Origin of the sequence: Burkholderia sp. NLJ2 (assembly GCF_049487195.1) — a bacterium.
Taxonomy (GTDB): Bacteria; Pseudomonadota; Gammaproteobacteria; order Burkholderiales; family Burkholderiaceae; genus Burkholderia; species Burkholderia pyrrocinia.
On the sequence record NZ_CP137808.1, the window covers coordinates 1 to 24041 of the forward strand.

12 protein-coding genes are annotated in these 24041 nt (G+C 57.9%); 11 read left to right on the forward strand and 1 reads right to left on the reverse strand.

Annotated features, from left to right (window positions below):
* The 9 genes from dnaA (at position 1) to R9B84_RS00045 (ending at position 21537) form a co-directional block, all read left to right on the forward strand.
* Positions 1-1578 (forward strand): chromosomal replication initiator protein DnaA, encoded by a 1578-nt coding sequence (gene dnaA, locus R9B84_RS00005; RefSeq protein ID WP_423758781.1) that lies wholly within the window; start codon positions 1-3, stop codon positions 1576-1578.
* A 169-nt stretch (positions 1579-1747) separates the two neighbouring features.
* Positions 1748-2854 (forward strand): DNA polymerase III subunit beta, encoded by a 1107-nt coding sequence (dnaN, locus tag R9B84_RS00010; RefSeq protein ID WP_006750113.1) that lies wholly within the window; start codon positions 1748-1750, stop codon positions 2852-2854.
* Between the two features lie 207 nt (positions 2855-3061).
* A complete protein-coding gene (gene gyrB, locus R9B84_RS00015; protein WP_423758782.1) occupies positions 3062-5536 on the forward strand; it encodes a DNA topoisomerase (ATP-hydrolyzing) subunit B in 2475 nt (824 codons plus the stop codon).
* A gap of 3490 nt (positions 5537-9026) precedes the next feature.
* Positions 9027-11258: a hypothetical protein gene (locus R9B84_RS00020; RefSeq protein WP_423758783.1), complete on the forward strand. Its 2232-nt coding sequence runs from the start codon at positions 9027-9029 to the stop codon at positions 11256-11258.
* Between the two features lie 8 nt (positions 11259-11266).
* Positions 11267-17089 (forward strand): DEAD/DEAH box helicase, encoded by a 5823-nt coding sequence (locus R9B84_RS00025; protein WP_423758784.1) that lies wholly within the window; start codon positions 11267-11269, stop codon positions 17087-17089.
* A gap of 457 nt (positions 17090-17546) precedes the next feature.
* Positions 17547-18041: a DUF3883 domain-containing protein gene (locus R9B84_RS00030; RefSeq protein WP_423758785.1), complete on the forward strand. Its 495-nt coding sequence runs from the start codon at positions 17547-17549 to the stop codon at positions 18039-18041.
* Between the two features lie 540 nt (positions 18042-18581).
* On the forward strand, positions 18582-19757 hold the full coding sequence (locus R9B84_RS00035) for a DNA cytosine methyltransferase (protein ID WP_423758786.1): 1176 nt from the start codon (positions 18582-18584) through the stop codon (positions 19755-19757).
* 53 nt (positions 19758-19810) lie between these two features.
* Positions 19811-20908 (forward strand): DUF262 domain-containing protein, encoded by a 1098-nt coding sequence (locus R9B84_RS00040; RefSeq protein WP_423758787.1) that lies wholly within the window; start codon positions 19811-19813, stop codon positions 20906-20908.
* A gap of 2 nt (positions 20909-20910) precedes the next feature.
* Entirely contained in the window at positions 20911-21537 is a 627-nt protein-coding gene (locus R9B84_RS00045) for an MAE_28990/MAE_18760 family HEPN-like nuclease (RefSeq protein WP_423758788.1), read from the forward strand.
* Here R9B84_RS00045 and R9B84_RS00050 read toward each other — a convergent pair.
* Positions 21519-21938 (reverse strand): very short patch repair endonuclease, encoded by a 420-nt coding sequence (locus R9B84_RS00050; protein WP_423758789.1) that lies wholly within the window; start codon positions 21936-21938, stop codon positions 21519-21521. The two genes, R9B84_RS00045 and R9B84_RS00050, sit on opposite strands and share 19 nt — an antisense overlap.
* A 349-nt stretch (positions 21939-22287) precedes the next feature.
* On the opposite strand from R9B84_RS00050, the gene R9B84_RS00055 reads away from it, so the two are divergent.
* Together R9B84_RS00055 and R9B84_RS00060 are read left to right on the forward strand one after the other, a co-directional pair.
* Positions 22288-22500 carry an ankyrin repeat domain-containing protein gene (locus R9B84_RS00055; RefSeq protein ID WP_423758790.1) on the forward strand — a complete coding sequence of 71 codons (213 nt, stop codon included), beginning with the start codon at positions 22288-22290 and terminating at the stop codon, positions 22498-22500.
* A 214-nt stretch (positions 22501-22714) separates the two neighbouring features.
* A complete protein-coding gene (locus R9B84_RS00060) occupies positions 22715-23974 on the forward strand; it encodes an IS256 family transposase (protein WP_423758791.1) in 1260 nt (419 codons plus the stop codon).
* The last annotated feature ends 67 nt before the right edge of the window (positions 23975-24041 follow it).

Genomic DNA, 24041 nt, shown 5'->3' on the forward strand with positions numbered 1-24041 from the left:
ATGAACGATTTCTGGCAACACTGTTCCGCACTGCTGGAGCGCGAGTTGACGCCCCAGCAGTACGTGACGTGGATCAAACCCTTGGCCCCGGTGGCCTTCGATGCGTCGGCGAACACGCTGTCCATCGCCGCGCCGAACCGCTTCAAGCTGGACTGGGTCAAGAGCCAGTTTTCGGGCCGGATCTCCGATCTGGCCCGGGATTTCTGGAACGCGCCGATCGAAGTCCAGTTCGTCCTCGATCCGAAGGCAGGCATGCGAAGTGCCCCCGCAGGCGCGGCGTCGGCCGCCCCGCGCGCGCCGCTGGCGCCGAGCGGCCCCGCCGCGACGGTGGCCGCGATCGCCGCCAACCTGACCGCGCATGCCGCCGCCGCGCCCAGCGCGCCGGCCGACGTGCCGATGACGCCGTCGGCGGCCGCCGCGCACCACCTGAACGCCGACGACGCCGACATCGACCTGCCGAGCCTGCCCGCGCACGAAGCGGCGGCCGGCCGCCGCACGTGGCGTCCGGGCCCCGGCGCCGCACCCGCGAACGGCGGCGAAGCCGATTCGATGTACGAACGTTCGAAGCTGAACCCCGTGCTCACGTTCGACAACTTCGTGACCGGTAAGGCGAACCAGCTCGCGCGCGCCGCCGCGATCCAGGTCGCGGACAACCCCGGCATTTCGTACAACCCGCTGTTCCTGTACGGCGGCGTCGGCCTCGGCAAGACCCACCTGATCCACGCGATCGGCAACCAGTTGCTGCTCGACAAGGCCGGCGCGCGGATCCGCTACATCCACGCGGAACAATACGTGTCGGACGTAGTGAAGGCGTACCAACGCAAGGCGTTCGACGATTTCAAGCGCTACTACCACTCGCTCGACCTGCTGCTGATCGACGATATCCAGTTCTTCTCCGGCAAGTCGCGCACGCAAGAGGAATTCTTCTACGCGTTCGAGGCGCTGGTTGCGAACAAGGCGCAGGTGATCATCACCAGCGACACCTATCCGAAGGAGATCTCGGGGATCGACGATCGCCTGATCTCGCGCTTCGACTCGGGCCTCACCGTCGCGATCGAGCCGCCCGAGCTGGAAATGCGCGTCGCGATCCTGATGCGCAAGGCGCAGTCGGAAGGCGTGAACCTGTCGGAAGACGTCGCGTTCTTCGTCGCGAAGCACCTGCGCTCGAACGTGCGCGAACTCGAAGGCGCGCTGCGCAAGATCCTCGCGTATTCGAAGTTCCACGGCCGCGAGATCTCGATCGAGCTGACCAAGGAAGCGCTGAAGGACCTGCTGACCGTGCAGAACCGGCAGATTTCGGTCGAGAACATCCAGAAGACCGTCGCCGACTTCTACAACATCAAGGTCGCCGACATGTATTCGAAGAAGCGTCCGGCGAACATCGCGCGGCCGCGGCAGATTGCGATGTACCTCGCGAAGGAACTCACGCAGAAGAGCCTGCCGGAAATCGGCGAGCTGTTCGGCGGGCGCGACCACACCACCGTGCTGCACGCCGTGCGCAAGATCGCCGACGAGCGCAGCAAGGACGCGCAGCTCAACCACGAGCTGCACGTGCTGGAACAGACGCTGAAGGGCTGAGCGCGCGGGCGCGCTTGATAATTCGGCATCCGCCCCAAATTAAGGGGGGCGGTTCGGTTTTGAGGCACAATACTGGTTTGACCGCCCCGGCGGTGGTGGGCCAAGAGCCCGGCTGGCGGGGCGCTGCGAGGCTGCTGCGCTGCAGGCCGTTACTCAACGAAGGAACTCTATGCAACTGGTCAAGACCGAACGAGACACCCTCCTCAGGCCGCTGCAAACGGTCAGCGGCATCGTCGAACGCCGCCATACGTTGCCGATCCTCGCCAACCTGCTGATCACCAAGAACGGCCCGGACGTTTCATTCCTGTCGACCGACCTGGAGCTGCAGATCACCACGCGCGCCGATTTCGGCGTCGGCGGCGACCAGGTGGCCACCACCGTCGCGGCCCGCAAGCTGCTCGACATCCTGCGCGCGATGCCTGACGGCCAGGTCACGCTGTCGCTCGCCGACAAGCGCCTCACCGTTCAATCGGGCAAGAGCCGCTTCGCACTGCAGACGCTGGCGGCCGACGAGTTCCCGACCGTCGCGCAGGCGAAGGATTTCGGCGCAACCCTCACCGTCCCGCAGAAGTCGTTCCGCCAGCTGCTCGGCATGGTGCACTTCGCGATGGCGCAGCAGGACATCCGCTACTACCTGAACGGCATGCTGCTCGTCGTCGACGGCGACCAACTGATGGCCGTGGCCACCGACGGCCACCGCCTCGCTTTCTCGTCGATGAAGCTCGAAGGCGGCACGTTCGGCCGCCAGGAAGTGATCGTCCCGCGCAAGACGATTCTCGAGCTGCAACGCCTGCTCGAGGACATCGACGACACCGTCACCATCGACATCGCGCAAACCCAGGCCAAGTTCACGTTCGGCCAGGTCGAGCTCGTGTCGAAACTCGTCGAGGGCAAGTTCCCCGACTTCCAGCGCGTAATCCCGAAGGCGCACAAGAACACGTTCGAGATCGGCCGTGAAGAACTGCAGCGCTCGCTGCAACGCGCGGCGATCCTGACCTCGGACAAGTTCAAGGGCGTGCGCTGCATCATCGCGCCGGGCCAGCTGAAGATCATGTCGACCAACGCCGACCAGGAAGAGGCGCAGGAAGAACTGGAAATCGCCTACCAGGGCGACACCGTCGACATCGGCTTCAACGTCACGTATCTGCTCGACGTGCTCGCGAACCTGAAGGTCGACACCGTGCAGGTGAGCCTCGGCGACGCCAGCTCGAGCGCGCTGATTACCGTGCCCGAGAACGAAGAGTTCAAGTATGTCGTGATGCCGATGCGCATCTGACGCGCGCGACATCAAGACACACACCAGGGGGCGGCAAGCCCCTTTGGCGTTTTTATGGCGAACCGACAACCCGTCCTTTCGGTGCCTGACCGGCACCGTGGACGAGCCAGGAAACTGGAGCGGCCCGACCTGGGCGGCCCCGCGCTTTCTCTCGCTGAAACGCACCGCGCCGCCACTAGAGTGGCCTCGCAGAACCGGAAGATATCCATGAGTGAACAGCACAATTCGCAACCCGATAACAGCAGCTACGGCGCCTCGTCGATCCAGATCCTCGAAGGTCTGGAAGCGGTGCGCAAGCGCCCCGGGATGTACATCGGCGACACGTCGGACGGCACCGGTCTGCATCACCTCGTGTTCGAGGTGCTCGACAACTCGATCGACGAAGCGTTGGCCGGGTACTGCAACGACATCCACGTCACGATTCACGCCGACAACTCGATTTCCGTGACCGACAACGGCCGCGGGATTCCGACCGACGTGAAGATGAACGACAAGCACGAGCCGAAGCGCAGCGCCGCCGAGATCGTGATGACCGAGCTGCACGCCGGCGGCAAGTTCGACCAGAACAGCTACAAGGTGTCCGGCGGCCTGCACGGCGTGGGCGTGTCGTGCGTGAACGCGCTGTCGAGCTGGCTGCGCCTCACCGTGCGCCGCGGCGGCAAGAAGCGTTTCATGGAGTTCCATCGCGGCGTCGCGCAGGATCGCGTGCTCGAGATGGTGGACGGCGTGGAAGTGTCGCCGATGCTGGTGACCGGCGATACCGAGAACCGCGGCACCGAAGTGCACTTCATGGCCGATCCGACCATTTTCGGCACGGTCGAGTATCACTACGACATCCTCGCGAAGCGGATGCGCGAGCTCTCGTTCCTGAACAACGGCGTGCGGATTCGCCTGACCGACCTGCGTTCGGGCAAGGAAGACGATTTCGCGTTCGCCGGCGGTGTGAAGGGCTTCGTCGAGTACATCAACAAGACGAAGACCAACCTGCACCCGACGATTTTCCACGCCAACGGCGAGAAGGATGGCGTGGGCGTCGAAGTCGCGATGCAGTGGAACGACAGCTACAACGAGAACGTGCTGTGCTTCACCAACAACATTCCGCAGCGCGACGGCGGCACGCACCTGACCGGCCTGCGGGCCGCGATGACGCGCGTCATCAACAAGTACATCACCGATAACGAAATCGCGAAGAAGGCCAAGGTCGAAACGACCGGCGACGACATGCGCGAAGGGTTGTCGTGCGTGCTGTCGGTGAAGGTGCCGGAGCCGAAGTTCAGCTCGCAGACGAAGGACAAGCTGGTTTCGTCCGAAGTGCGCGCGCCGGTTGAAGAAGTCGTGGCGAAGGCGCTGGAAGAGTTCCTGCTCGAAACGCCGCTCGACGCGAAGATCATTTGCGGGAAGATCGTCGAAGCCGCGCGTGCGCGCGATGCGGCGCGCAAGGCGCGCGAGATGACGCGCCGCAAGGGCGTGCTCGACGGCGTCGGCCTGCCGGGCAAGCTCGCGGACTGCCAGGAGAAAGACCCGGCGAAGTGCGAAATCTACATCGTCGAGGGCGACTCGGCAGGCGGCTCGGCCAAGCAAGGGCGTGACCGCAAGTTCCAGGCAATCCTGCCGCTGCGCGGCAAGGTGCTGAACGTCGAGAAGGCGCGTTACGACAAGCTGCTGTCGTCGGAGCAGATCGTCACGCTCGTGACCGCGCTCGGCTGCGGCATCGGCAAGGAAGACTACAACCTCGACAAGCTGCGCTATCACCGCATCATCATCATGACCGACGCGGACGTCGACGGTGCGCACATCCGCACGCTGCTGCTCACGTTCCTCTATCGGCAAATGCCGGACATGATCGAGCGCGGGTATGTGTATATCGCGCAGCCGCCGCTTTACAAGATCAAGGCGGGCAAGGACGAGCGGTATCTGAAGGACGATGTGGAGCTCAACGCGCACATGCTGCGGTTGGCGCTGCAAGGGTCGGAGCTGGTGCCGGGCGAGAATGCGGCCGTGATTTCCGGCGATGCGCTTGGGGAGCTGGCGCGGTCGTATCTGCTTTCGAAGAGCGTGATCGAGCGGTTGAGCCGGTTGTATGATCCGGCCGCGCTTGAGGCGATCATGGATGGGGTTGCTATTGATCTCTCCAATGAAGCTTCGACGGAGGCTTCGGCGAAGGCTCTTCACGCTGCGTTGCACGATGAAGCGCTGAAGAATGAAGTGCGCGTGGTGCCTTCGTATGACCCGGTTCGCGAACAGCGGTCGCTGCATGTTGAACGCACCCATCACGGGAATGTGCGGGTTTCAGTCATCGATCAGGAATTCCAGCACACGGCGGATTATCAGCAGCTCGTGGCCACCGCGAATACGTTCACGGGGCTTATCGGGGAAGGTGCTGTTATCAAGCGTGGTGAGCGCAGCATGGCTGTGAGCGACTTCAAGAGCGCCATGAAGTGGCTGCTGGCGGATGCGGAGCGGAACGTTTCGAAGCAGCGGTATAAGGGGCTGGGGGAGATGAACCCCGGGCAGCTGTGGGAAACGACGATGGATCCGACGGTGCGGCGACTCCTGCGCGTGCAGATCGAAGACGCTATTGCTGCGGATGGGATCTTCACTACGCTGATGGGGGATGATGTGGAGCCGCGGCGGGCGTTTATTGAGTCGAATGCGTTGCGGGCGGGGAATATTGATGTCTAACTCGTGCTGCAGTGTCGAATGTCACCAAAAGTGAATAATTCGCTATAAACATTGATAACAGAAGGCGCATTTTATAAAAATCAAATAAAGATGCGCTGCACATGTCACGCCACTTTCCGTGACGGATATTCTTGCGTGTGCAAAGTCGTGGTCTCGGATTTTAAATTTTCGAGGTAGAGGTCAGGAGGTTTATCCTCCTTCGCGCCACCAACGTATATTCCAAGTAGTTCGCAGTGTTCCGCAAACCCCGTGCCCCGTAAGGCTCGCGGGGTTTTGTTTTTATTTCGGGTTTGTAGATTCTGTTGACAACCGGGGAATTTCGGCGCAAGTTAGAAGGAAACTGGTCGGGTGTAGGGCTCCTCGACTACGAATTTATGCTCCACACTAAGAGAGGTGCACCATACCCCTGTCCGGGCCACAATCGCCGAAAACCGATGTGTCATGCGGTGATCAGGGCCACGCTTCAATGATTTGACTTCGACACGGTGACGGAGATCACCGGCCACGGTTTCCGGGCGGTGGTGCATACTATCCTGCACGAGTACCTTCGCTTCTGCATCAAGCCCGCCGGCGAGGACCGCATCTACCCAGCAGCTACTGCTAGTCGCGTGGAATGAATTGATATGTAACTCGAAAGCATTAAAATCATGTAAACGCAGATCGGCCGGACGCATGAAAGCGGGGCTAAGAGACGAGAAATTCACCAGCCGGAACGGTGATTACTTCCGGGCTACTAAAGGATTGGCGCCTTTCGATAATGATGAGTCGGGCAGAAGTGTTTAACTTTTATCGACTGGCCCGGCAGAGCAAAAAAAAACGGGGAAATGTCGAACGTGCAGGTTTGTCGAGGGAGTCCACTAGAAGTCGAGCGGCGGTTGGTCCAGCACTACCTCTATCGAGATGGTGCGGGTGGCGCTGGTCCTCTTCGGTACATTGACGCCAGTGACGTCGAGCTTGCAGAAGCATTCAATGCCTCAAGCACCGAGGAAGCAATACGCATTCTGTACGAAGGCTGTGGCGGTGATGACAGTATTGCCCGCGTACTTGCGGAGGGTTGGCATGCACGCTGGCCCGATCCGGGGGCTCCTGGGTATTTCAGATACCTCGTCCTAACCTGCACGGTTGTCGCATTAGCCGACGCGGACGAGAACTCTCAAGAGTTCAGCCGCAATCTACAGCGAATCTTCCGAACAAAAAAACACATTGGTTCCCGTCGCGCACTAACGGGCCTATGGGCGGCTCTCGCTCACTGGTGCCTGGCGCAGCGCAACGCTGGCCATCCGATTCGGGAATTCAGCCTTCCGGACCGAAGGCCCGGCGGCATTCACATCGGCTGGACCTACGCGATTAGTTTTCCGAACTGGAGGGACGTGTTCCACCTGCGCAGGTATCTGGAATCCAACAGGCGAATTGTGGTCGCGCTAAAGGGGCCTCAAGATGCAGCGCGCCTTCTGTGCGCAATTGTGACCGACCATCGGACTTTTACACCAGCGATGATCGCCGCAGCGGGAGAATACTACAGTCTCTACCAATCACAGGCGTCGCTCCTATACCTTCATCCGTTTTGGGCCGCCGTGTGCAGGACTTTGCCCACATCTCAAGGCAAACCGCACCGGCAGGCACCTTCCGTTCGTATTGAGCTGGAATTTTCAGCAGTGCCCGAAGATACCCAGTTGTCGGTAACCGCGTATCGCGATGAGCTTACTGTCGCATTGGATCTTCCGGCGCCTTTCACTTGTCCGCTTGGCGAGGCGATTGAGCGGTTGGGGACATGGGGAAACGAAATTCCGGCCGCCATGCGCTGGCGGGAGTCACTCGAAAACGGTGCTGTCGCATTTGCAGAGAGCCGATATGGAGTATGGGCTGCCTGCGACGAGCCGATTTCGGCTCACGACAGGTGGCTTTTTTTGATACGTAGCGAACGAGTCGATGTGCAATCGGCCTTGCGCGGAAGCCAGGTGCAAATTGCACCTGGTTGGTTCTTGGTCGGACCAATTCGTGACGATGACGCCGGGTACATGCATTCGATGTTGGGCTTGCATCGCCGAACGAGTGCTTACGGGGCTGCTCCTCCACTTCGACTAGAGGGGGGCGTGCATACGTCAGTGGGGTGGCTGGGTCGCCCCAGCTTACTACCGCGCGTCTTGCGGCAAGGTCACGGTTCAATTGCACTGCTTCCGGATAGCGCAAATAGCGCGCAGCCGAGTGTGGACGATCTCGGATGTAGAGCCTGCGCTATTCGAGCAAAAGAGGCGCTCGACGGCCGATACCGTTTGCGACTCCAAGAACAAGTCCCGGGTGGGACCGCGCTAGCAATTGAGCAGCGTGTGCGCTTCGTTGCTAACGCCCCCGAGCATATCGACCTCGGCCACCCCGGGCTTGCGTGGCAGGACGATTCTGAGTTTGACGATAGCGTTGGTTGGACAGAATTTGGTGCGCATCGGGGAAAAGGAATCGTGGTGAGTCGCGCGAGTGATGAGTCTCCACATCAGGGCTTCGATGACTTCCTAGAACTGGTATATGCAAGTGGTCGTCGAGGTTGGGGGGAGCGAGAGCTAATTGAAGCTATCTCGACCCTTCTCCCGGGCCCCTCTCCATGGGACGTCTTGCGCGCTTTGATCGAGGCTGGATGGTTGCGGAAGACTACCTCTATTGCCTGGCGAGCATCACGACTGTGGTTAGTCAGGCCGCATCTCATGCAGTTGTCTCCCGAAGATGATGGGCCGTTGGTATTGGCCGGTGCGGCTCCTGCCGTCGTGCGTCAGCGATTCATATCAACCGCAACAACTTTGGGAGGCGAAGTTGCGGTCCGCGGAGCCTCGGGTGGAATGATGCCGTCGATTGTGGTTGCGCATGGAGCAAGCGGTGCGGAACTTGCGCGGGAACTTGGATGGCCCATAGAAAGAGCTCTATTTGCCCAGCCGGTAGTAGCACCGGGTTGCTGGCCCCCATTCGACTCAGACGCGGGACGGCATCGCTTATATCGGGAATGGGATTGGATGCTCGGACGGTTCGTGGATCCCTCGGAGTCTACGAATGAGAAACCGGTACGCCTAACATGGTGGCGCCGCCCAGAGGGGGATCGTGCCGACTTATACGTGGTCGCGGGCCGGACGCCGAATACTTTGACCACGTTGTCACGGACTGTCGCACTTGCCGAAGCGTTCCGACAGTTCCGACAACCAATGTTCAGCGTCGAGGAAGACGTGATGATTAGATCTTCGCGAGAGGGGTACCTGCCGATGCACCTTGCCAAGTCGCTCGGTATTATGACTTTGCGGCACGGAGGTCCAATGCGCATTGGGCACATCTGGACTTATTCATACCCGACCTGTGGCGAGGGTGTAGCACTCGTATCCTTGAACCTTGGCCAGCATTTTTTAAAATCGGCGGGGGGCAATAACGAAATGAATACCCCATCCGCTTCAACACTTGTCGGGCACGCTCGCCATCGAGGAGGTCGTTTAGGTGGGCGGTTTCGGGGCTAATAATGGAATTGAACGAAACTATTCAACCAACCGAGGGTATTTGGCTAGGGCGGCTTCGCAACGCCAACACTTGGTTTGCAACGTTGCAACCGGTCGCCGCATTGAGAAAAGGCGCGTGGACTGATATCGAAGGTCGCGAGGCTCAGTTCCCCACCCAGGGCTGCGTCACGGTCAAGCGGAGTGACTTAGGCCAGACTAGCGCGAAGGGTAGTCTTTGGACATTCGGCTGTAAGCCGAGTGGGATGGATCGTCACCTGATCCGGGCAGTAAACCCCGAACGCGCAATTCCTCTCATCGATTTATCTTCGTACTCACTGGCTGATGCGAAGCGCAAGCTTCTCGAGGTTGGTGTTTCTCTTCCCGAGCACCATGGAGGACAGGCCGTTGTCCTCTTTGACGACGATAGATACTGTACGTTCCGCTTCGACGCTCACGGTCATCTATTCTTAGGCCGATTACCCGCAGAAGGGATTGTTGAGTTTCGAACGGCAGATCCAACGTGGAAAACAGGTTGTACTGTTGGCAAGACCTTCTTCTTACCAATGCGCGGTTCGCCTAATGGTGAGGTCGTTGGGCATGCTGACTGGTCAAGCGACGAAACTTTCCTTCTGAAGATACTCGAAAGGTACCGAGTTGCGGTTTCGGCATTTTCTGGGATAGCGGAACAAGCTCCGGAACTAGCAATTACTAAGCTGCATAGAGCGCTTTCTGAAGGCCGGTTGACCGACTCGGCAGCATCGGATCTGGGTCCGATCCTCGACCGCATGCGGGCGGAATCGGGAGACATAAGCCAAGCCCTATTGGCGGTTGAAGAAATCGGACAATTTCTTCTTGAATCGGCTCCGGGAAAGCTAGCGCTCGATGGTGCTGTCAAGCGCCGTCGCGAAGCGCTGATCGCTAAGATGGAGGTTGAAATTCGCGGCGAGGTCGAACTCCGCCTTTCATCCAGCCGCGACGAACTGTCGACACTTGCGAACGAAGTACAGCAGCTGACGTTGTCACGTGACGAGCTCATGGCGAGCGTTTCGACTATCAAAGACGAAAAGCGACATGCCGATCAAGCTCTGCAAGGAGCTCGCACAGTCCTGGATGAGCTCCGAACAAACTCTGAGGAACTGCGCGGAAAGATCGAACATTTGTTGCTTAATCGAAGTGCAATTCGAGACGAGATTGCCGAAGCTGAGCGTTGCCGCAACGCGTTGGCAAATCAAGTCGAATTGCTGAAAACGACGGTGACCGAATTTCGCGCAACGGCGCAGCGAGAGTTCGATGCAACCGGTGAAAATGATGATAGCCCACTGCAACTGCTTGCAGCGAGGCTGGAAAAACAACTTTGTGCAGATGACCATCCCGCGGAGTCGCTGCTACCCGAGGCGACACCGCCGTGGTGGAGGCCGTCATCATCGGATGACGCGCTGCCGATCTCCACGAATGACCTTGTCGATCGTATAGTCAACGAGGCTGGTGCGAGTGGTATACAAGCGGAAGATCTCCACATCCTAGATTTGTTCGCCCGCAGCGGCGAACTAGTTCTTGTTGTCGGACCGTACGCCAATGCTGCATTGCACGCATACTCCCGCGTTGTCTCCGGAAACTGCATTAGAACGCATCCCGTCGATCCAAGCACGATTGGACTTGATGATCTTTGGCGGATTCCCGGCAGCGGACGCCCCACGGCGCTCGCTCAGGCCTGGCATCAAGCAGAAGTGCAGAGCGACAAGGCGGTGCTTCTCTGCTTGAGCAATCTGGACGCTGCACCTTTTCATTTTTGGCTCGCTTCCTTGGTTTCAGTCCTACGCTCGCACAATCGCCCGCGCAACCTTATCGTTGTCGCGACGCTTGCCGATATCCCTCAACAAAACGAGAACTATCCAGGGGCGGACTCACTCCGTCGTCATCTCGCTGCGCTTGAGCCACAAGTTGATTCGAACATGCAGCTTTTAGATTTGGTTTTCGATGGGCAAGCGACATCGCCAACGGTACTGGTGGGCCCGTGGCATTCGGAGCGGCCTCCTCAGTCTGCATTTCGGACAATTGCCCGAAGCGGGCGTGATCCCGAGGCCGTTCGTCGCGCTCTTGGTCTATGCAGTGTAGCGGGACGGTTGCTAGCACAGCTGAGCGAAGATCTTGCATCAGCTTGGAGCCAGTATCTCGTTGACGGCTATCCCGAGGCACTACCACCCGCGCTCTCCGCTGGGCACGCGCGACTGAAGGCACTGCACTTCCAACGTTGAGGGCAACAATGCTAGATCCCATTGGCGGACTCACCCGTATTCGCGAATTCTGGTTGAGCTATTTGGACACGGCCTTCAGGATTGGGAATGAAGAGTTGTCGAAGCGGCGCCGGCAACTGCTTCGCCAACCAGGCACGCTGACGACTGAGGCATTTTTAGAGCCGGTTCCGAGGTATCGGCTCGCGGAGCACGTGCTAGAGGCGCTCGTCGATCTTCCCGACGACAGTAACCCCTTACGTCATTTTTCGATGCCGGCGCGACAAGCATTCGTCGAACTGGCGCTTTCGGGCCTGTTTCCCGGCGAGGAAAGTGAAAATTCCAACCTGAGACGCAAGAGCGTATTCAAACCTTACACGCATCAATGGACGATGTTGATGCGGGGAGTACAGCCCGGGAAGCCAGGCATCGTGACTTCCGGTACGGGATCGGGAAAGACGGAATCGTTCATGCTTCCATTGTTGGCGGAGCTATCGCGTCAAGCAATAGGTTGGCCCACACCGCTTCAGTCTGCGAAGCCGAGTCGTTGGTTTTCGGAGGGCCAGGGCTTCGTGCCGAGACGCAACTTCGAACATCCCGATAGGCCGAAAGCAGTGCGAGCGCTCATCCTTTATCCAATGAACGCTCTCGTCGAAGACCAAATGGCTCGACTGCGGCGTACTTTCGATTCGCCAAGTGCGCACGCGGTGATGGATGAACGGTTCAACGGCAATCGCATTTTCTTCGGTCGCTACACCGGAACATCTCCAGTGACGGGACACTTCGCTCACCCTCGTCGCGGAAAAACGACAGCAGAGCAGAGAAAGCTACGTCAGCGGACTGCGTCTCTCGCAAGCAGTATGACGAAAATATGGGCCGATCAGGATGCGGCCAGAGCTCATGATGAACGGGAACATGAAAGGGCTCTGCGTGCCCAGCAAGAAGGCGGGAAGGTTGAAACGCCTGAGGAGACGCGGTTCATGTTTCCGTCTCTCGACGGAGGGGAACTCGTCGCCCGTTGGGACATGCAACTCTCTCCCCCAGACATTCTCGTTACCAATACGTCCATGCTGTCGACGATGCTTGTTCGGGAGGTGGAGGCGTCGATATGGGACTTGACGCGTGAATGGCTGGAGCAAGACCCCAATGCCTGCTTTTTCTTAGTACTTGACGAGCTTCACTTGATTCGAGGCTCCGCGGGAGCCGAGATTGTTGGCTTGCTTCGTTCGTTGATTGCGCGGCTAGGTCTGAACCATCTAGACCAGCGGCACAAGTTGCGAATCCTAGCGTCCAGTGCTTCTCTTCCGACCGAAGGTGATGAAGGCGATAGAACAGCCACATATTTGCAGCAGTTCTTTGGGTCGTTCGGTACTTCGGCATCTGCGCAAGACACCGGAAGAGACGATAGCGCGACTTGGCTAGAGGCTGTAGTAAGGGGTGAGTCAGATAGGGAGCCAGGGACTGCTGCACCACCATTCGAGATCGAACCGTTCGCTGAGATCGTCGATCGCTTTTCAGTTGGACCAGATCCGTTCGTTCCCGTGCTTACGAGAACCACTGAGCTGGATGACTGCCTCCGTAAGGTTGGCAGATCATTAGGATTACAATCCGATGACACCATAGATCAGCTCGCTGTGGACGTCGTAACTGAAGTGTCTGCAGCACTCGTTGCCGCATGCACGCCGGAAAGCGCCACCAGCCCAAGAGCGACATCGGCGGCAGAGATAGCTCAGAGGCTGTTCGCCTGCGACGACGATAGATCGCTTCGAGCTGTCCAGGGGTTGTGTATTGTCCGCGGTCTCGGTGACCGCATGGGCGGTGACGATGGCATCTACTCTATAAGGCCTCCCTCAAGTCTTCCCAGCGTCCGTGTTCATACGTTCTTCCGGAGTATGGAGGGTCTCTTTGCCACGCTCCGCCATGAGAAGGACGTCGTGCGCTTCGAGGCGCCTACGATCGAACGCGGCGAGACCCATGCAAAGGGATCTGACGGGCAATATAGACGGCTGTTCGAACTTGTTTATTGCGAGGCGTGCGGTGAATTGTTTGCCGGCGGTCGACGCAGTCCCGACGGTGTACATGGACTTTCAGAATTTCTAACGACAGCACCAAACCTGGAAGAACTGCCGGAGCGTACGTCTGATACGTTGTACGAAAATATGGCGCATAACGAGTTTGCCATGTTTTGGCCGTGCAGCAACCAGGCGAAGCAAGGAGAAGCCGACGAGCTTTGGGTGCCGCGAGTTCTCGATACGAGGAACAGCGTTTTGACTCCCTCTGGTGACGGAGATTTTCGTGTACCAGGTCGGCTTTTTCAAATGCCTGGAAATCCTCGAGCACCTGGATCGGCGCTCCCTAGGGCGTGCCCAGCTTGTGGAACTGATTACACCGCACGCAGACGTGGGATGGGAGCCCTCTCCCCGCTAAGAAGCTTTCGCACCGGCTTTGCCAAAGCCTCTCAGCTCCTCGCAACGGAGGTCTTCTCGCTTCTGCACGTTAGTGGGTCTGCGGCTAAATCGATAGTTTTCTCGGATAGCAGACAGGATGCCGCGCGCGCAGCCTTGGACATCGAGCGTCGCCACCACCAAGACACTCGCCGCCAGTTGTTGGTCTCCGAAATTCGCAGAATTGCCAGCGAACACAAAAATGGACCAGACATTGCCGAGCTAAAACGTCAGCTTGATGCTGCGTGGGCAGCGAATGACCGCAACGAATATCGGCGACTCGATGCTGAGTTGGAACGCGCTGAGGCCACTGGTGACGGTTCACGTGTACCTCTGGCTGAGATCCTCGAACCCATAGCCCCGCATGACCGTAAGCTCCGGTCATTAATGAGACGACATGTCGAGCTCGGGATACACCCGGCCGATCCTGCGGGACTCGACCAGTACGAGGGTCGATCATGGTACGAGTGGATCGACGTCTGCGCACCCGATGGGCAGCCCGAGTGGCTTTCAGTCGATGAAAACGGCGCGGCTGGGAAGGCGAGGCGTAGGATCGCGGATGCGCAGAGGCCCCTTACCTACGAGTTGCTCTTCTCAAAAAGCTACTTTGCGCTAGAGGAGACAGGGATCGGCTATCCATCTCTCACGCCGAGTCAAACAGCGGAGTCCAATCGCCTTGATGCGTTTCTTCGCGTCCTCGGTGACAGCTATTCAATCGAGGGCAACAAGTGGCGCGACCCTGCATATGTACAACGCCCGGAGGATCTGCCGAGGCGCGTTAAAGGCCTAGCGGAAGCATGTGCCTCAGGAGAGGAGCGGAACGCAGTCCTGTTGCGCCTGCTTGATGATCTATCGAGATTTGGTCATGTCCGAGGAGTAGTGAGCCTTGAGGGCCTATATATTCGGTTGGTGGACGACAAGCACCACTATTATCGGTGTGGCAATTGTGGGCGTGTACACCTTCATCGCGGCGTCGGCTTTTGTACAAGGTGTTTCGAACCGTTATCATCCGTTGCATCCGGAACTGCCGCTGAGCTGCGCCACTCCAATTTCCTCGCGCGACGCATGAGCCGAGGTGAGGATGACCGAGGCGCGGTGTTCCGTCTAAGCTGCGCGGAGCTGACCGGCCAGACGGATTCCCCGGCCGAGCGCTTGCAAGCGTTCAAGGGAATCTTCGTCGATGGCAATGGCACGCATCGGTCGCCGCTCTCGCGGCGGGCTAACGAAATCGACCTTCTCTCTGTAACCACGACGATGGAGGTTGGCATCGACATAGGGCCGCTCCAGGCCGTCTATCAGGCGAACATGCCTCCGCAGCGGTTCAACTATCAGCAGCGAGTAGGACGAGCTGGGCGAAGGGCTCAAGCGTTCTCGTTCGTTGCAACACTCTGCCGCAGCAGAAGCCACGATCTACATTATTTTCATCGTCCAGAGTCGATCACTGGGGATGCTCCGCCGCCGCCATTTCTTTCGGCGGACCATCGCGCGATCACGATGCGGATCGCACGGAAAGCGTGGTTGGTCTCGGCGTTTGGGAAACTTAGGGATGAGGATGGCGAACGATACCCGGGCGATGAATTAAGTGATACTCACGGTGAATTTCCGCTCGCGAGAGATATTTTTGACCCCGCTAACGGTTGGCGTGAGAGGATACAGCGCGCGCTTTCTGATACCGAATTTGTGCGCGATCAAACTATTCATGCATTGGCGGACCACGACTCGATGTTGAATCAGTACTTGCGTGAGTCGCTAACTGCTCGGGCAACCGTCGAAGCAATATGGGCCCTCGACAATTCGGGTGCGGGGTGGCGACCGCTTGGGCAGTTCCTTGCAGAACACGGACTTATGCCGATGTACGGCATGCCTACCAGGGTCCGCCCGCTATATGTCGGCGCTCGCAACGTCAGTACGCCTGAGGCGGAATTCTCCACGGTCGACCGCGAACAAGATGTGGCGATATTTGAGTTTGCGCCTGGTCGCTCTCTAGTTAGGGACAAGCGTCGTTACGAGTCGGTTGGTTTTTCAGGTGCCCTCCGCGCCCCGCGGTTGCCGCAGATGAAGGCATTCGAACTCGAAGGGTGGCTGGATGAAGAGCGCTGGATCGGCAAGTGCCAAGCTTGCGGCGCCGTAGCTAGTTTTTCGGCCCTTCCCGCAACTGCTAGCGCTTGCGTGGCATGTGGTTCGCCAATGGAGCCGGCGGAATATCACCGTCATGTGAGTCCGAGCGGCTTCACGACGACATTTGAGCCTGAACCCGTCGACGAAAACGAAAGCCTGCTGGCATTCCGTCGCGTTGTTACCATCGAAGCGAATAATATTGACGTTATTCGAAGCCCCGGAAGCAATGCGGAAATCGGGTGCTCCGATAGCGCGAAGGTTTTGCGTTTGAATGAAGGACTATCAAGTGGATCAGATGCTCCAAAGCCGTTTACAGTAATCCGCGTTGGATACCACAGAGTACCTGTTGGTCCTCGAATGTGGTGGAGGCTTCCGGGTCAAGCCATCCTCCAGGAAAAACACTCTGAACTATTTCCGCGTCAGCGCTTCGACGAAAGCGGGGATCCCGAGACGGTGATGCTCATGTCTCGCAAGACAACCGATGCGCTGTTTTTGACTCCGGCGTCCTTACCAGACGGAATTGATCTTGGTCGCGTGGGTCGCCATCTCTCGGACACTGGCGTCCGCGCTGGCCTTTTGAGCGCAACGCAACTTATCGTCCAACGGGCTGCGTTGGCAATGGACATCGATCCCGAGGAGTTCGATCCTCTTGAGCCTCGAATCCAAGCAGGACGTCCCGTCCTGCAGATAGCTGACTATCTTTCCAACGGGGCTGGCTTTTGCCGAAGACTTGCCGAGGACAATGGCCGCTTTGTGATGCAATTGGTCAGGAGCATGGCGGAAGATACTTCAAGAGATCCGTTGACTGCCTCTTACTTGGGAGGAGATCACCGAGAGAAATGCAAGGCAGCGTGCTACCGATGTCTTCAACGATATGGAAATAGGTCATACCACGGTCTCCTTGACTGGCGCTTGGGTCTATCTGTTCTGCGTACTTTGATTGAACCAAACTGGCGGGTGGGGCTGGACGGAGATTGGGCGGCAGCTCCGGAGACGCGCGACTGGATGCCCGATGCAGAACGACTTGCTGACGACCTATCGCAACTGAGTCCCGACCGCTTCCGGACCTCGACGGCTGGACACCTACGGCTTCCGAGTGTCGTTTCCGTGGCGACGGATGTGGAACGTTTCGTCTTGGTGCATCCATTTTGGGACCGCAGTATTGCGCAAGAAATGTTGAGTGGGGATGGATTCGGGGGACGGACCTGGCTAATCGACACCTTCCACGCCTCCCGGCGTCCGCAAAGCGTCATTAGCCTTGCCCGCCAGGGCGGGTTCGATCGGCCCCGTTAGCATCGATACGGAGGAAGTCTTGAGCGAGACTATGCAAATAGCAGACGATCGCGGTTTCTTGCTTGATGCGCGAGCGTCGCTTCAGTGGGAGGGTAACGATTCAGCCTCGATTACTCTTGAGTCGCAAGGCGGCGGACGGAACAAAGATTACTTCAGGGCACATGACTTACTCATCACCAGACTGGCGTCGCTTTGTGCAACGCTAGTCGACGCTGTTGTTGCTAGTTTCGACACTCGTCGCCTTGACGAAGCTAGCCGTCGATTTCTAATGGGAACGACGCCGTACCCTGTCAGGATGACTCCAGACATGGACGCGATCCAAGCTGCGCGTATGCTTCGCCGTGGAGCTGCCGAAATTGCACGGCGCGAAGGAGCCACGGGTCCAGGGAATAGGGCGAAACGAGTAACGATTCGGTTCATTATTGACGGGCTGAGCCGACGCCCCCCGATATGGCTGATGGAGCAACTGATCAAGCCGTCAGGAGCGATGGACGTCGAGGCAGTGACTTTAGCGTCGCGCCCCTCGCTGGAAGACTTTCCCCCCTTATATCAGCAGAATACTGCCGCTCGTAAGGCTGTGGAAAAACGCGCCATGCAAGTTGCGGTTGACCATCTTCGCGAGAAGTGGATGGTCGTCATGGACGTCTCTGCGACGGAATCGTTCGACATTTTATGCAGATCAGGTGAAGAGATCCTCCATGTCGAAGTGAAGGGCACCACCAGCGACGGCGCGACGGTGATATTGACTCGGAACGAGGTCCTACATGCTCGTAGTCAGCATCCACGTGTGGCCCTGTACGTTGTATCCGAGATCGATATTGAGCTGTCGAAGACGGATTTTGTGGCCTCTGGCGGCCTTCTCACACGCTACGAGCCATGGGCAATCGACGACTTTCCACTGCTTCCAGTGTCATTCCAATACTGCCTGAAGTCTAGTCCTAGTCACGGGTGACTTCACGCTGCTCACCGACTCGTTAACGACGAGGAGCGGCACTTTGTCGATGAGGACGTACTCCCTAATGCTGGAGCAATATGCGTTGAGTTGTCTCGCCATTGGTTCGGTGCTTCGCACTGTTGGAGCGGCTGCTGCTCCACATGCTCGTTGTGCAGATTGCCGGCGAAACGTAGCAGCTCAAGGACAAGCGCAAGGCCAAGCACCATCCAGAAAAAGCATAGCCTTTTGCATCCTTCGCTAGTGGTCTGCTATAAACCTCCCTGCGACCACCCGTGCGCTCCCGCGTTCGGACCCACCGGGCGGGAGCGCATCCGGTGCCGTGCGCCCCCTCCACTGGCTCACAGGAGTCGCGGCGCTTCGACCGTCTGCACGTGAAGGCCACACTACCCGCTAAAAGTCCTCGAGGCCGTTGGCAAACTCGAGTATCCTTTCGGGTGGCGCCCGATAACCCGGATCCTGGATGAACGCGTCAGAAATGTGCGACTCGGTCCCAACGTGAGGTTTCGCACGCGCCCCGAAACAGCGACAGATGAAAAAATGAGATTTGCAGGACTCTTTGCCGGAATCGGTGGATTCGAGCTTGGCCTGGCGAGGGCCGGACACCATACCGGGCTGCTCTGCGACGTCAATGTCGCGGCCGAAGCAGTGTTAAAACGCCATTTCGCCGACGTGCCTTACCATGCCGACATAACGACGCTAAGGTCCCTGCCGTCTGACATTGACGCAATCTGCGCTGGCTTCCCATGCCAGGACTTGAGCCAAGCGGGCCGCGGTGCGGGGCTTGACGGCCAGAAGTCGGGGCTCATTGCGGAAGTATTCCGCCTGCTGTCGCGACGGCGTGTCCCTACGGTTGTTATTGAAAACGTGCCGTTCATGCTGCAGCTGAGCGGAGGCGCAGCCATGCGAGCTATCACTGATGAGTTCGAGCGCCGTGGCTATCGCTGGGCATACCGTGTTGTAGATACCTTTGCATTCGGCCTACCGCAGCGGCGCGAACGGGTCTTTATGGTGGCTTCACGCGAAATCGACCCGGCAGGGGTTGTTCTCGCCGACGAGAATGTACTGGCTCGTCCGACGACCGACGTGGGTCGGCTTGCACATGGATTTTACTGGACTGAGGGACTGACAGGTCTCGGATGGGCCGTCGACAGCGTTCCGACGCTCAAAAATGGCTCGACGATTGGCATTCCGTCGCCACCTGCAGTGCTGCTGCCAGATGGACAAATTGTCAAACCGAGTATCCGTGACGCGGAAAGACTGCAGGGATTTGAACCGGGGTGGACGGAGCCCGCCGAGACAGCTGTCCGGCCGTCGTTTCGCTGGAGTCTCGTTGGGAGTGCCGTCAGCGTCCCGGTTGCCCAATGGCTGGGGCAACGGCTAGCCAATCCCGGGGCCTATGACACGCAACTAGACCGCGAGTTTCCAACAGCAGGCCGGATACCACGGGCAGCGCGCTTTGACGGAAGGCGCAGATACCAGGTAGCTATCGGCGTCGACCCGTTAGGGCACCGCCCCCCCTCGCTGTCAGATTTTTTGCTGGATGATGGTGATCCTCTTTCGCTCAAAGCAACACTTGGTTTTCTGACTCGAACCCGCCGCGCCAAGCTCAAGTTTGACAATGCCTTCATAGATGCCGTGGAGCGTCATGTCGAGCTTCTAGGTGGCGAGATTCCACCTCGGTTAGAAAGGCAGCTGGCGCTGCTGCCGGCTTGACATTGATGTTGAGGAACACCGTACGAGATACGGAACATTTCAGATAATTTACTATGGCAACGACAGCACGAAACCAACTCCGGTTTATCACGGAAGACGACAAAACGGCAGCTGAAGTACAGGTTCGTGAACTGCAAACTGACGTCGACTATGAAACGAAGGAATACACGGTCGAACTCATTGTGCAGAAGTATCTGGAAGGAGAGCCCGAGGACGCCAACGAACTTTTCGTTCCGGCCTACCAACGCGACTTCGTATGGAACCCCGACCGTCAAAGCAAGTTCATCGAATCGGTGATGTTGGGTCTCCCGATACCTTATGTGTTCACAGCGTCCCTCGCGAAAGACATCGATTCGGACGAAGGTCGCGTCGAAATCGTCGACGGTTCGCAACGCATTCGCACTCTCGCGGCTTTCCTAAACGACGAACTGATTCTCGATGGCTTAGAAAAGCTGTCCAAGCTCAACGGATTCCGCTTTTCAGACATTGAACTCTCACGACAGAGAAAGTTCAAACGGCGCCCTATCCGCGTGATTGAATTATCGGAGAAAGCAACAGAATCCGTCAGGCGCGACATATTTGAACGCATCAATACCGGCAGCGACGAGCTCAGGGCGATGGAGAAGCGCAAGGGTATCTTTACAGGACCTTTCTACGATTTCATCGCGGAATGCGCTGCCCTTCCGCTGTTTAACGAAGTGTGCCCAATTTCGTATCGCAAGCAAAGAAGGGAAGAAGCGGAAGAAATGGTACTTCGTTATTTCGCGTATGCCGACCGATATGAACAATTCAATCATAGCGTGCGAAGCTTTCTCGACAGCTACCTGAAAGACCATCAGCACAAGTTTGATAAGGAGAAGTTGTTCTCGCGCTTTGTAGTAATGCTTGAATTCGTTCGCGACAATTTTCCTTTTGGCTTTCGGAAATCCCCTACCAACTCGTCCGTTCCACGAGTTCGTTTCGAAGCAATATCTGTCGGCGTAACGCTCGCACTGCTGAAAAAACCTGAGATTAATGCATCGAAGCAAGACATTTCAGACTGGTTAGCCTCAGAGGAATTTTCGAAACATACCGTTTCTGACGCGAGCAATTCGCGGCCCAAGGTGAAGGCTCGCATCGAATTTGTCCGAGATCAACTTCTGCGCGTATAAAAATGCACTCCGTTCGCGCCGATTTTGATAAACGATGTGCCGAAATCAAAGACTATCTCGACTGGCTTGACGACACCGAATCGAAGGACCACGGCATCCCCAAGGGATTGCCGCCCACGATGAAGGCTGCCGCGATGCTTTTGCTTTATAACCTAGTTGAGTCAACCATGACCAACGCGGTAGAGGCCATATTTGACGAGTTGCAAATGAGAAAAGTGGCATTCGACTCACTAAGCACATGCCTCAAGGTTGCCGTACTTGCGAACGTTAAAAATGTGGCTGCGGACAAACTAACTGATAGGCTCGTCGCCATAACGACCGACATCATCGGCTGCACGTTTGACAAGGCAAGGGTATTCAACGGAAACGTAAATTCAAAAAAAATACGCGAAAAAATGATCGAATTCGGAATTAAAATGACCAATGCCTATAAAGAGGAGCGCCTAAATGACATCATGGTGGCCAGAAACCGACTCGCGCACGGAGCAGAATCTTTTGGCGATTACGGCAAGGACCTGACCGCAGGCGAACTCATTCGCGATTATGAACGCGTAAATACCTTGCTAGTTTCTGTACTCAACGACGTTGAAGAATTTCTCAATCAACGTCACTATCTATCCGCGGTTTGAACCACTACGCGTATCCGGCTTACGCATCCCGCTAGGTCCTTTTTCACTTCATGCTCCCACACGCGTACAACGCGCCACCCGGCCGCAGACAGTTTGTCATCGACCTGTTGATCTCGCTGCTGATTCCGCCTGATTTTCTCGCTCCAAAAGATCGCGTTTGAAGCCGGTTTCGTGCCATGCAGGGGACATCCATGCCAAAAGCACCCGTCTACGAAAATAGCGACCTTGGCGGTGACGAATACAATATCTGGCCGACCAGGCAGCGAACTCGCCGCCTTGACGCGATATCGAAGGCCTGTCGCCCAGAGTGCGTGTCGTAACCGCAGCTCGATATCAGTTCCCGTCTGCCGCACTCGCCCCATGTGGGCACTCCGCTGCTCGTGCGTAAGAATATCGACCATAAAGAGACCGTTTCAAATTTACAGCACACGATCTGAGCAGCTTACCAGCAGTGAGCAATTTTTGAAGCCACCCATATTCTCGCTCCACGGGCGAGCGACACGAAGCGACGCCCGGCATCGCGCGCAATTTAGCAGCCCTGATCTAACTCCGGTTCTAGTCCTACAGGCCGACACTGGCAACGCATACGGCACTGTGCTGTGCCTCGAGCCAGCGAATGGGTATGGCGTCTTTCCGGTCTGCAGGTCAGTTCCGCGCAAGCGACCAAGCAGGCGTGTGACGATTTGCCGTCCCTGTCCCCGGCCGCAGCCTGTGACGGCGGCACGGTACATCTGGGCGTATGACTTCGTCTTGGATGCAGGGGCCAATGTGAACAGCATCGGCGGTCTGGGCAACACACCACTCCATCAAGCGATCATGATAGGTCAACTCGAATCGGCAAGGCTTCTTCTGCAACACGGTGCAACCAAGCAGACAAGGAACGAGTTTGGAGAGGCGCCGCTGGACGTCGCCAAGCTCAGTGGAATCGAAGAGATGATTCGTCTTCTCGAAGCAGGGCGATGACATTCACGAAGAGATGAGCCGCATCGAATGGCAACATCACCATCCGGATCTTGCAGCGGAAGCCGCGATACTGCTCTGAGAGACGTTTAGACGATAAAGGTCATCATCCGAAAAGGCGCCACGGCGGCATGGTGCTCAATGGTCCCCCGGCCTCTCGCGAGCCTATCCGAATCTTTGTGTGTGAGGCATAAACTGACGGCCAAGGAGCCACTTTATGCCACGCAAACGCAAGGAAGAAGTGACGATTGAACCGGGCAAGGGCTTGAACCTGGACCCGGAACTGATCAAGCAACTGGTACCCGGAACGCTGGATCGGGCGACGATCAACGAGCAGCTCGCCGCGCTCAAGAAGGCGATCTTCGAGCGCGCGCTGGGCGGCGAACTGACCCACCACCTGGGCTACGAGAAGGGCGAAGCCAAGCCGGTAGGCCGCACGAACCATCGCAACGGCACCAGCCGCAAGCGCATCGCGACCGACGATGACCTGCTCGACGTCGAGATTCCGCGCGACCGCGAAGGCACCTTCGATCCGGTGCTGATCGCCAAGGGCGAACGACGCTTCACCGGCTTCGACGACAAGATCATCGCGATATACGCACGCGGCATGAGCGTGCGGGAGATTCAGGGTTTCCTGCTGGAGATGTACGGCATCGAGGTGTCGCCAGACTTCATCAGCACGGTGACCGATGCCGTGATCGACGAGGTGCGCGAATGGCAGCAGCGGCCGCTTGAGCCGATGTACCCGGTCGTGTTCTTCGATGCCTTGCGAGTCAAGATCCGCGACGAAGGCGTCGTGCGCAACAAGGCGATCTACCTGGCGCTGGGCGTGCGCCGCGATGGCACACGTGACGTGCTCGGCCTCTGGATCGAGCAGACCGAGGGGGCCAAGTTCTGGCTGCGGGTGGTGAACGACCTGAAGCTGCGCGGCGTGCAGGACATCCTGATCGCCGTGGTCGACGGCCTGAAGGGCTTCCCAGAAGCGATCAACACGGTGTTCCCGGAAACGACGGTCCAGACCTGCATCGTGCATCTGATCCGAAACTCGCTGGACTTCGCCAGCTGGAAAGACAGGAAATCGGTCGCAGCGGCGCTCAAGGAGGTCTACCGGGCACCGTCCGCCGAAGCCGCCGCCGTGGCGTTAGATGCGTTCGATACGAGCCCTTGGGGCACGAAATACCCCCCGATCGCCGCACTCTGGCGCCGGGCCTGGGATCAGGTGATTCCGTTCTATGCCTTCGCGCCTGACATCCGGAAAATTGTATATACGACCAACGCGATCGAGTCACTGCACATGCAGCTTCGGAAGATCATCAAGGCGCGCGGCCACTTCCCGTCGGACGAGGCCGCACTCAAACTGATCTGGCTGGCGCTGCGCAACGTCGTGGCTAAGTGGACCGGTTCCCGGCACGATTGGAAGAGCGCGATGACGCAGTTTGCACTGCTTTACCCGGAACGATTCAACATTGGAGTCTGAATCTCTACCCGCCTCACACACGAAATTCCGGATACCTCCCCTCTCGCTCCTAGACAGCAAACCAAGA

Excerpts from the sequence above, each read along its gene's own strand:
- dnaA (WP_423758781.1), top strand. The coding sequence starts at position 1 with ATGAACGATTTCTGGCAACACTGTTCCGCACTGCTGGAGCGCGAGTTG.
- dnaN (WP_006750113.1), top strand. The coding sequence starts at position 1,748 with ATGCAACTGGTCAAGACCGAACGAGACACCCTCCTCAGGCCGCTGCAA.
- gyrB (WP_423758782.1), top strand. The coding sequence starts at position 3,062 with ATGAGTGAACAGCACAATTCGCAACCCGATAACAGCAGCTACGGCGCC.
- R9B84_RS00020 (WP_423758783.1), top strand. The coding sequence starts at position 9,027 with ATGGAATTGAACGAAACTATTCAACCAACCGAGGGTATTTGGCTAGGG.
- R9B84_RS00025 (WP_423758784.1), top strand. The coding sequence starts at position 11,267 with ATGCTAGATCCCATTGGCGGACTCACCCGTATTCGCGAATTCTGGTTG.
- R9B84_RS00030 (WP_423758785.1), top strand. The coding sequence starts at position 17,547 with ATGGAGCAACTGATCAAGCCGTCAGGAGCGATGGACGTCGAGGCAGTG.
- R9B84_RS00035 (WP_423758786.1), top strand. The coding sequence starts at position 18,582 with ATGAGATTTGCAGGACTCTTTGCCGGAATCGGTGGATTCGAGCTTGGC.
- R9B84_RS00040 (WP_423758787.1), top strand. The coding sequence starts at position 19,811 with ATGGCAACGACAGCACGAAACCAACTCCGGTTTATCACGGAAGACGAC.
- R9B84_RS00045 (WP_423758788.1), top strand. The coding sequence starts at position 20,911 with ATGCACTCCGTTCGCGCCGATTTTGATAAACGATGTGCCGAAATCAAA.
- R9B84_RS00050 (WP_423758789.1), bottom strand. The coding sequence starts at position 21,938 with ATGGTCGATATTCTTACGCACGAGCAGCGGAGTGCCCACATGGGGCGA.
- R9B84_RS00060 (WP_423758791.1), top strand. The coding sequence starts at position 22,715 with ATGCCACGCAAACGCAAGGAAGAAGTGACGATTGAACCGGGCAAGGGC.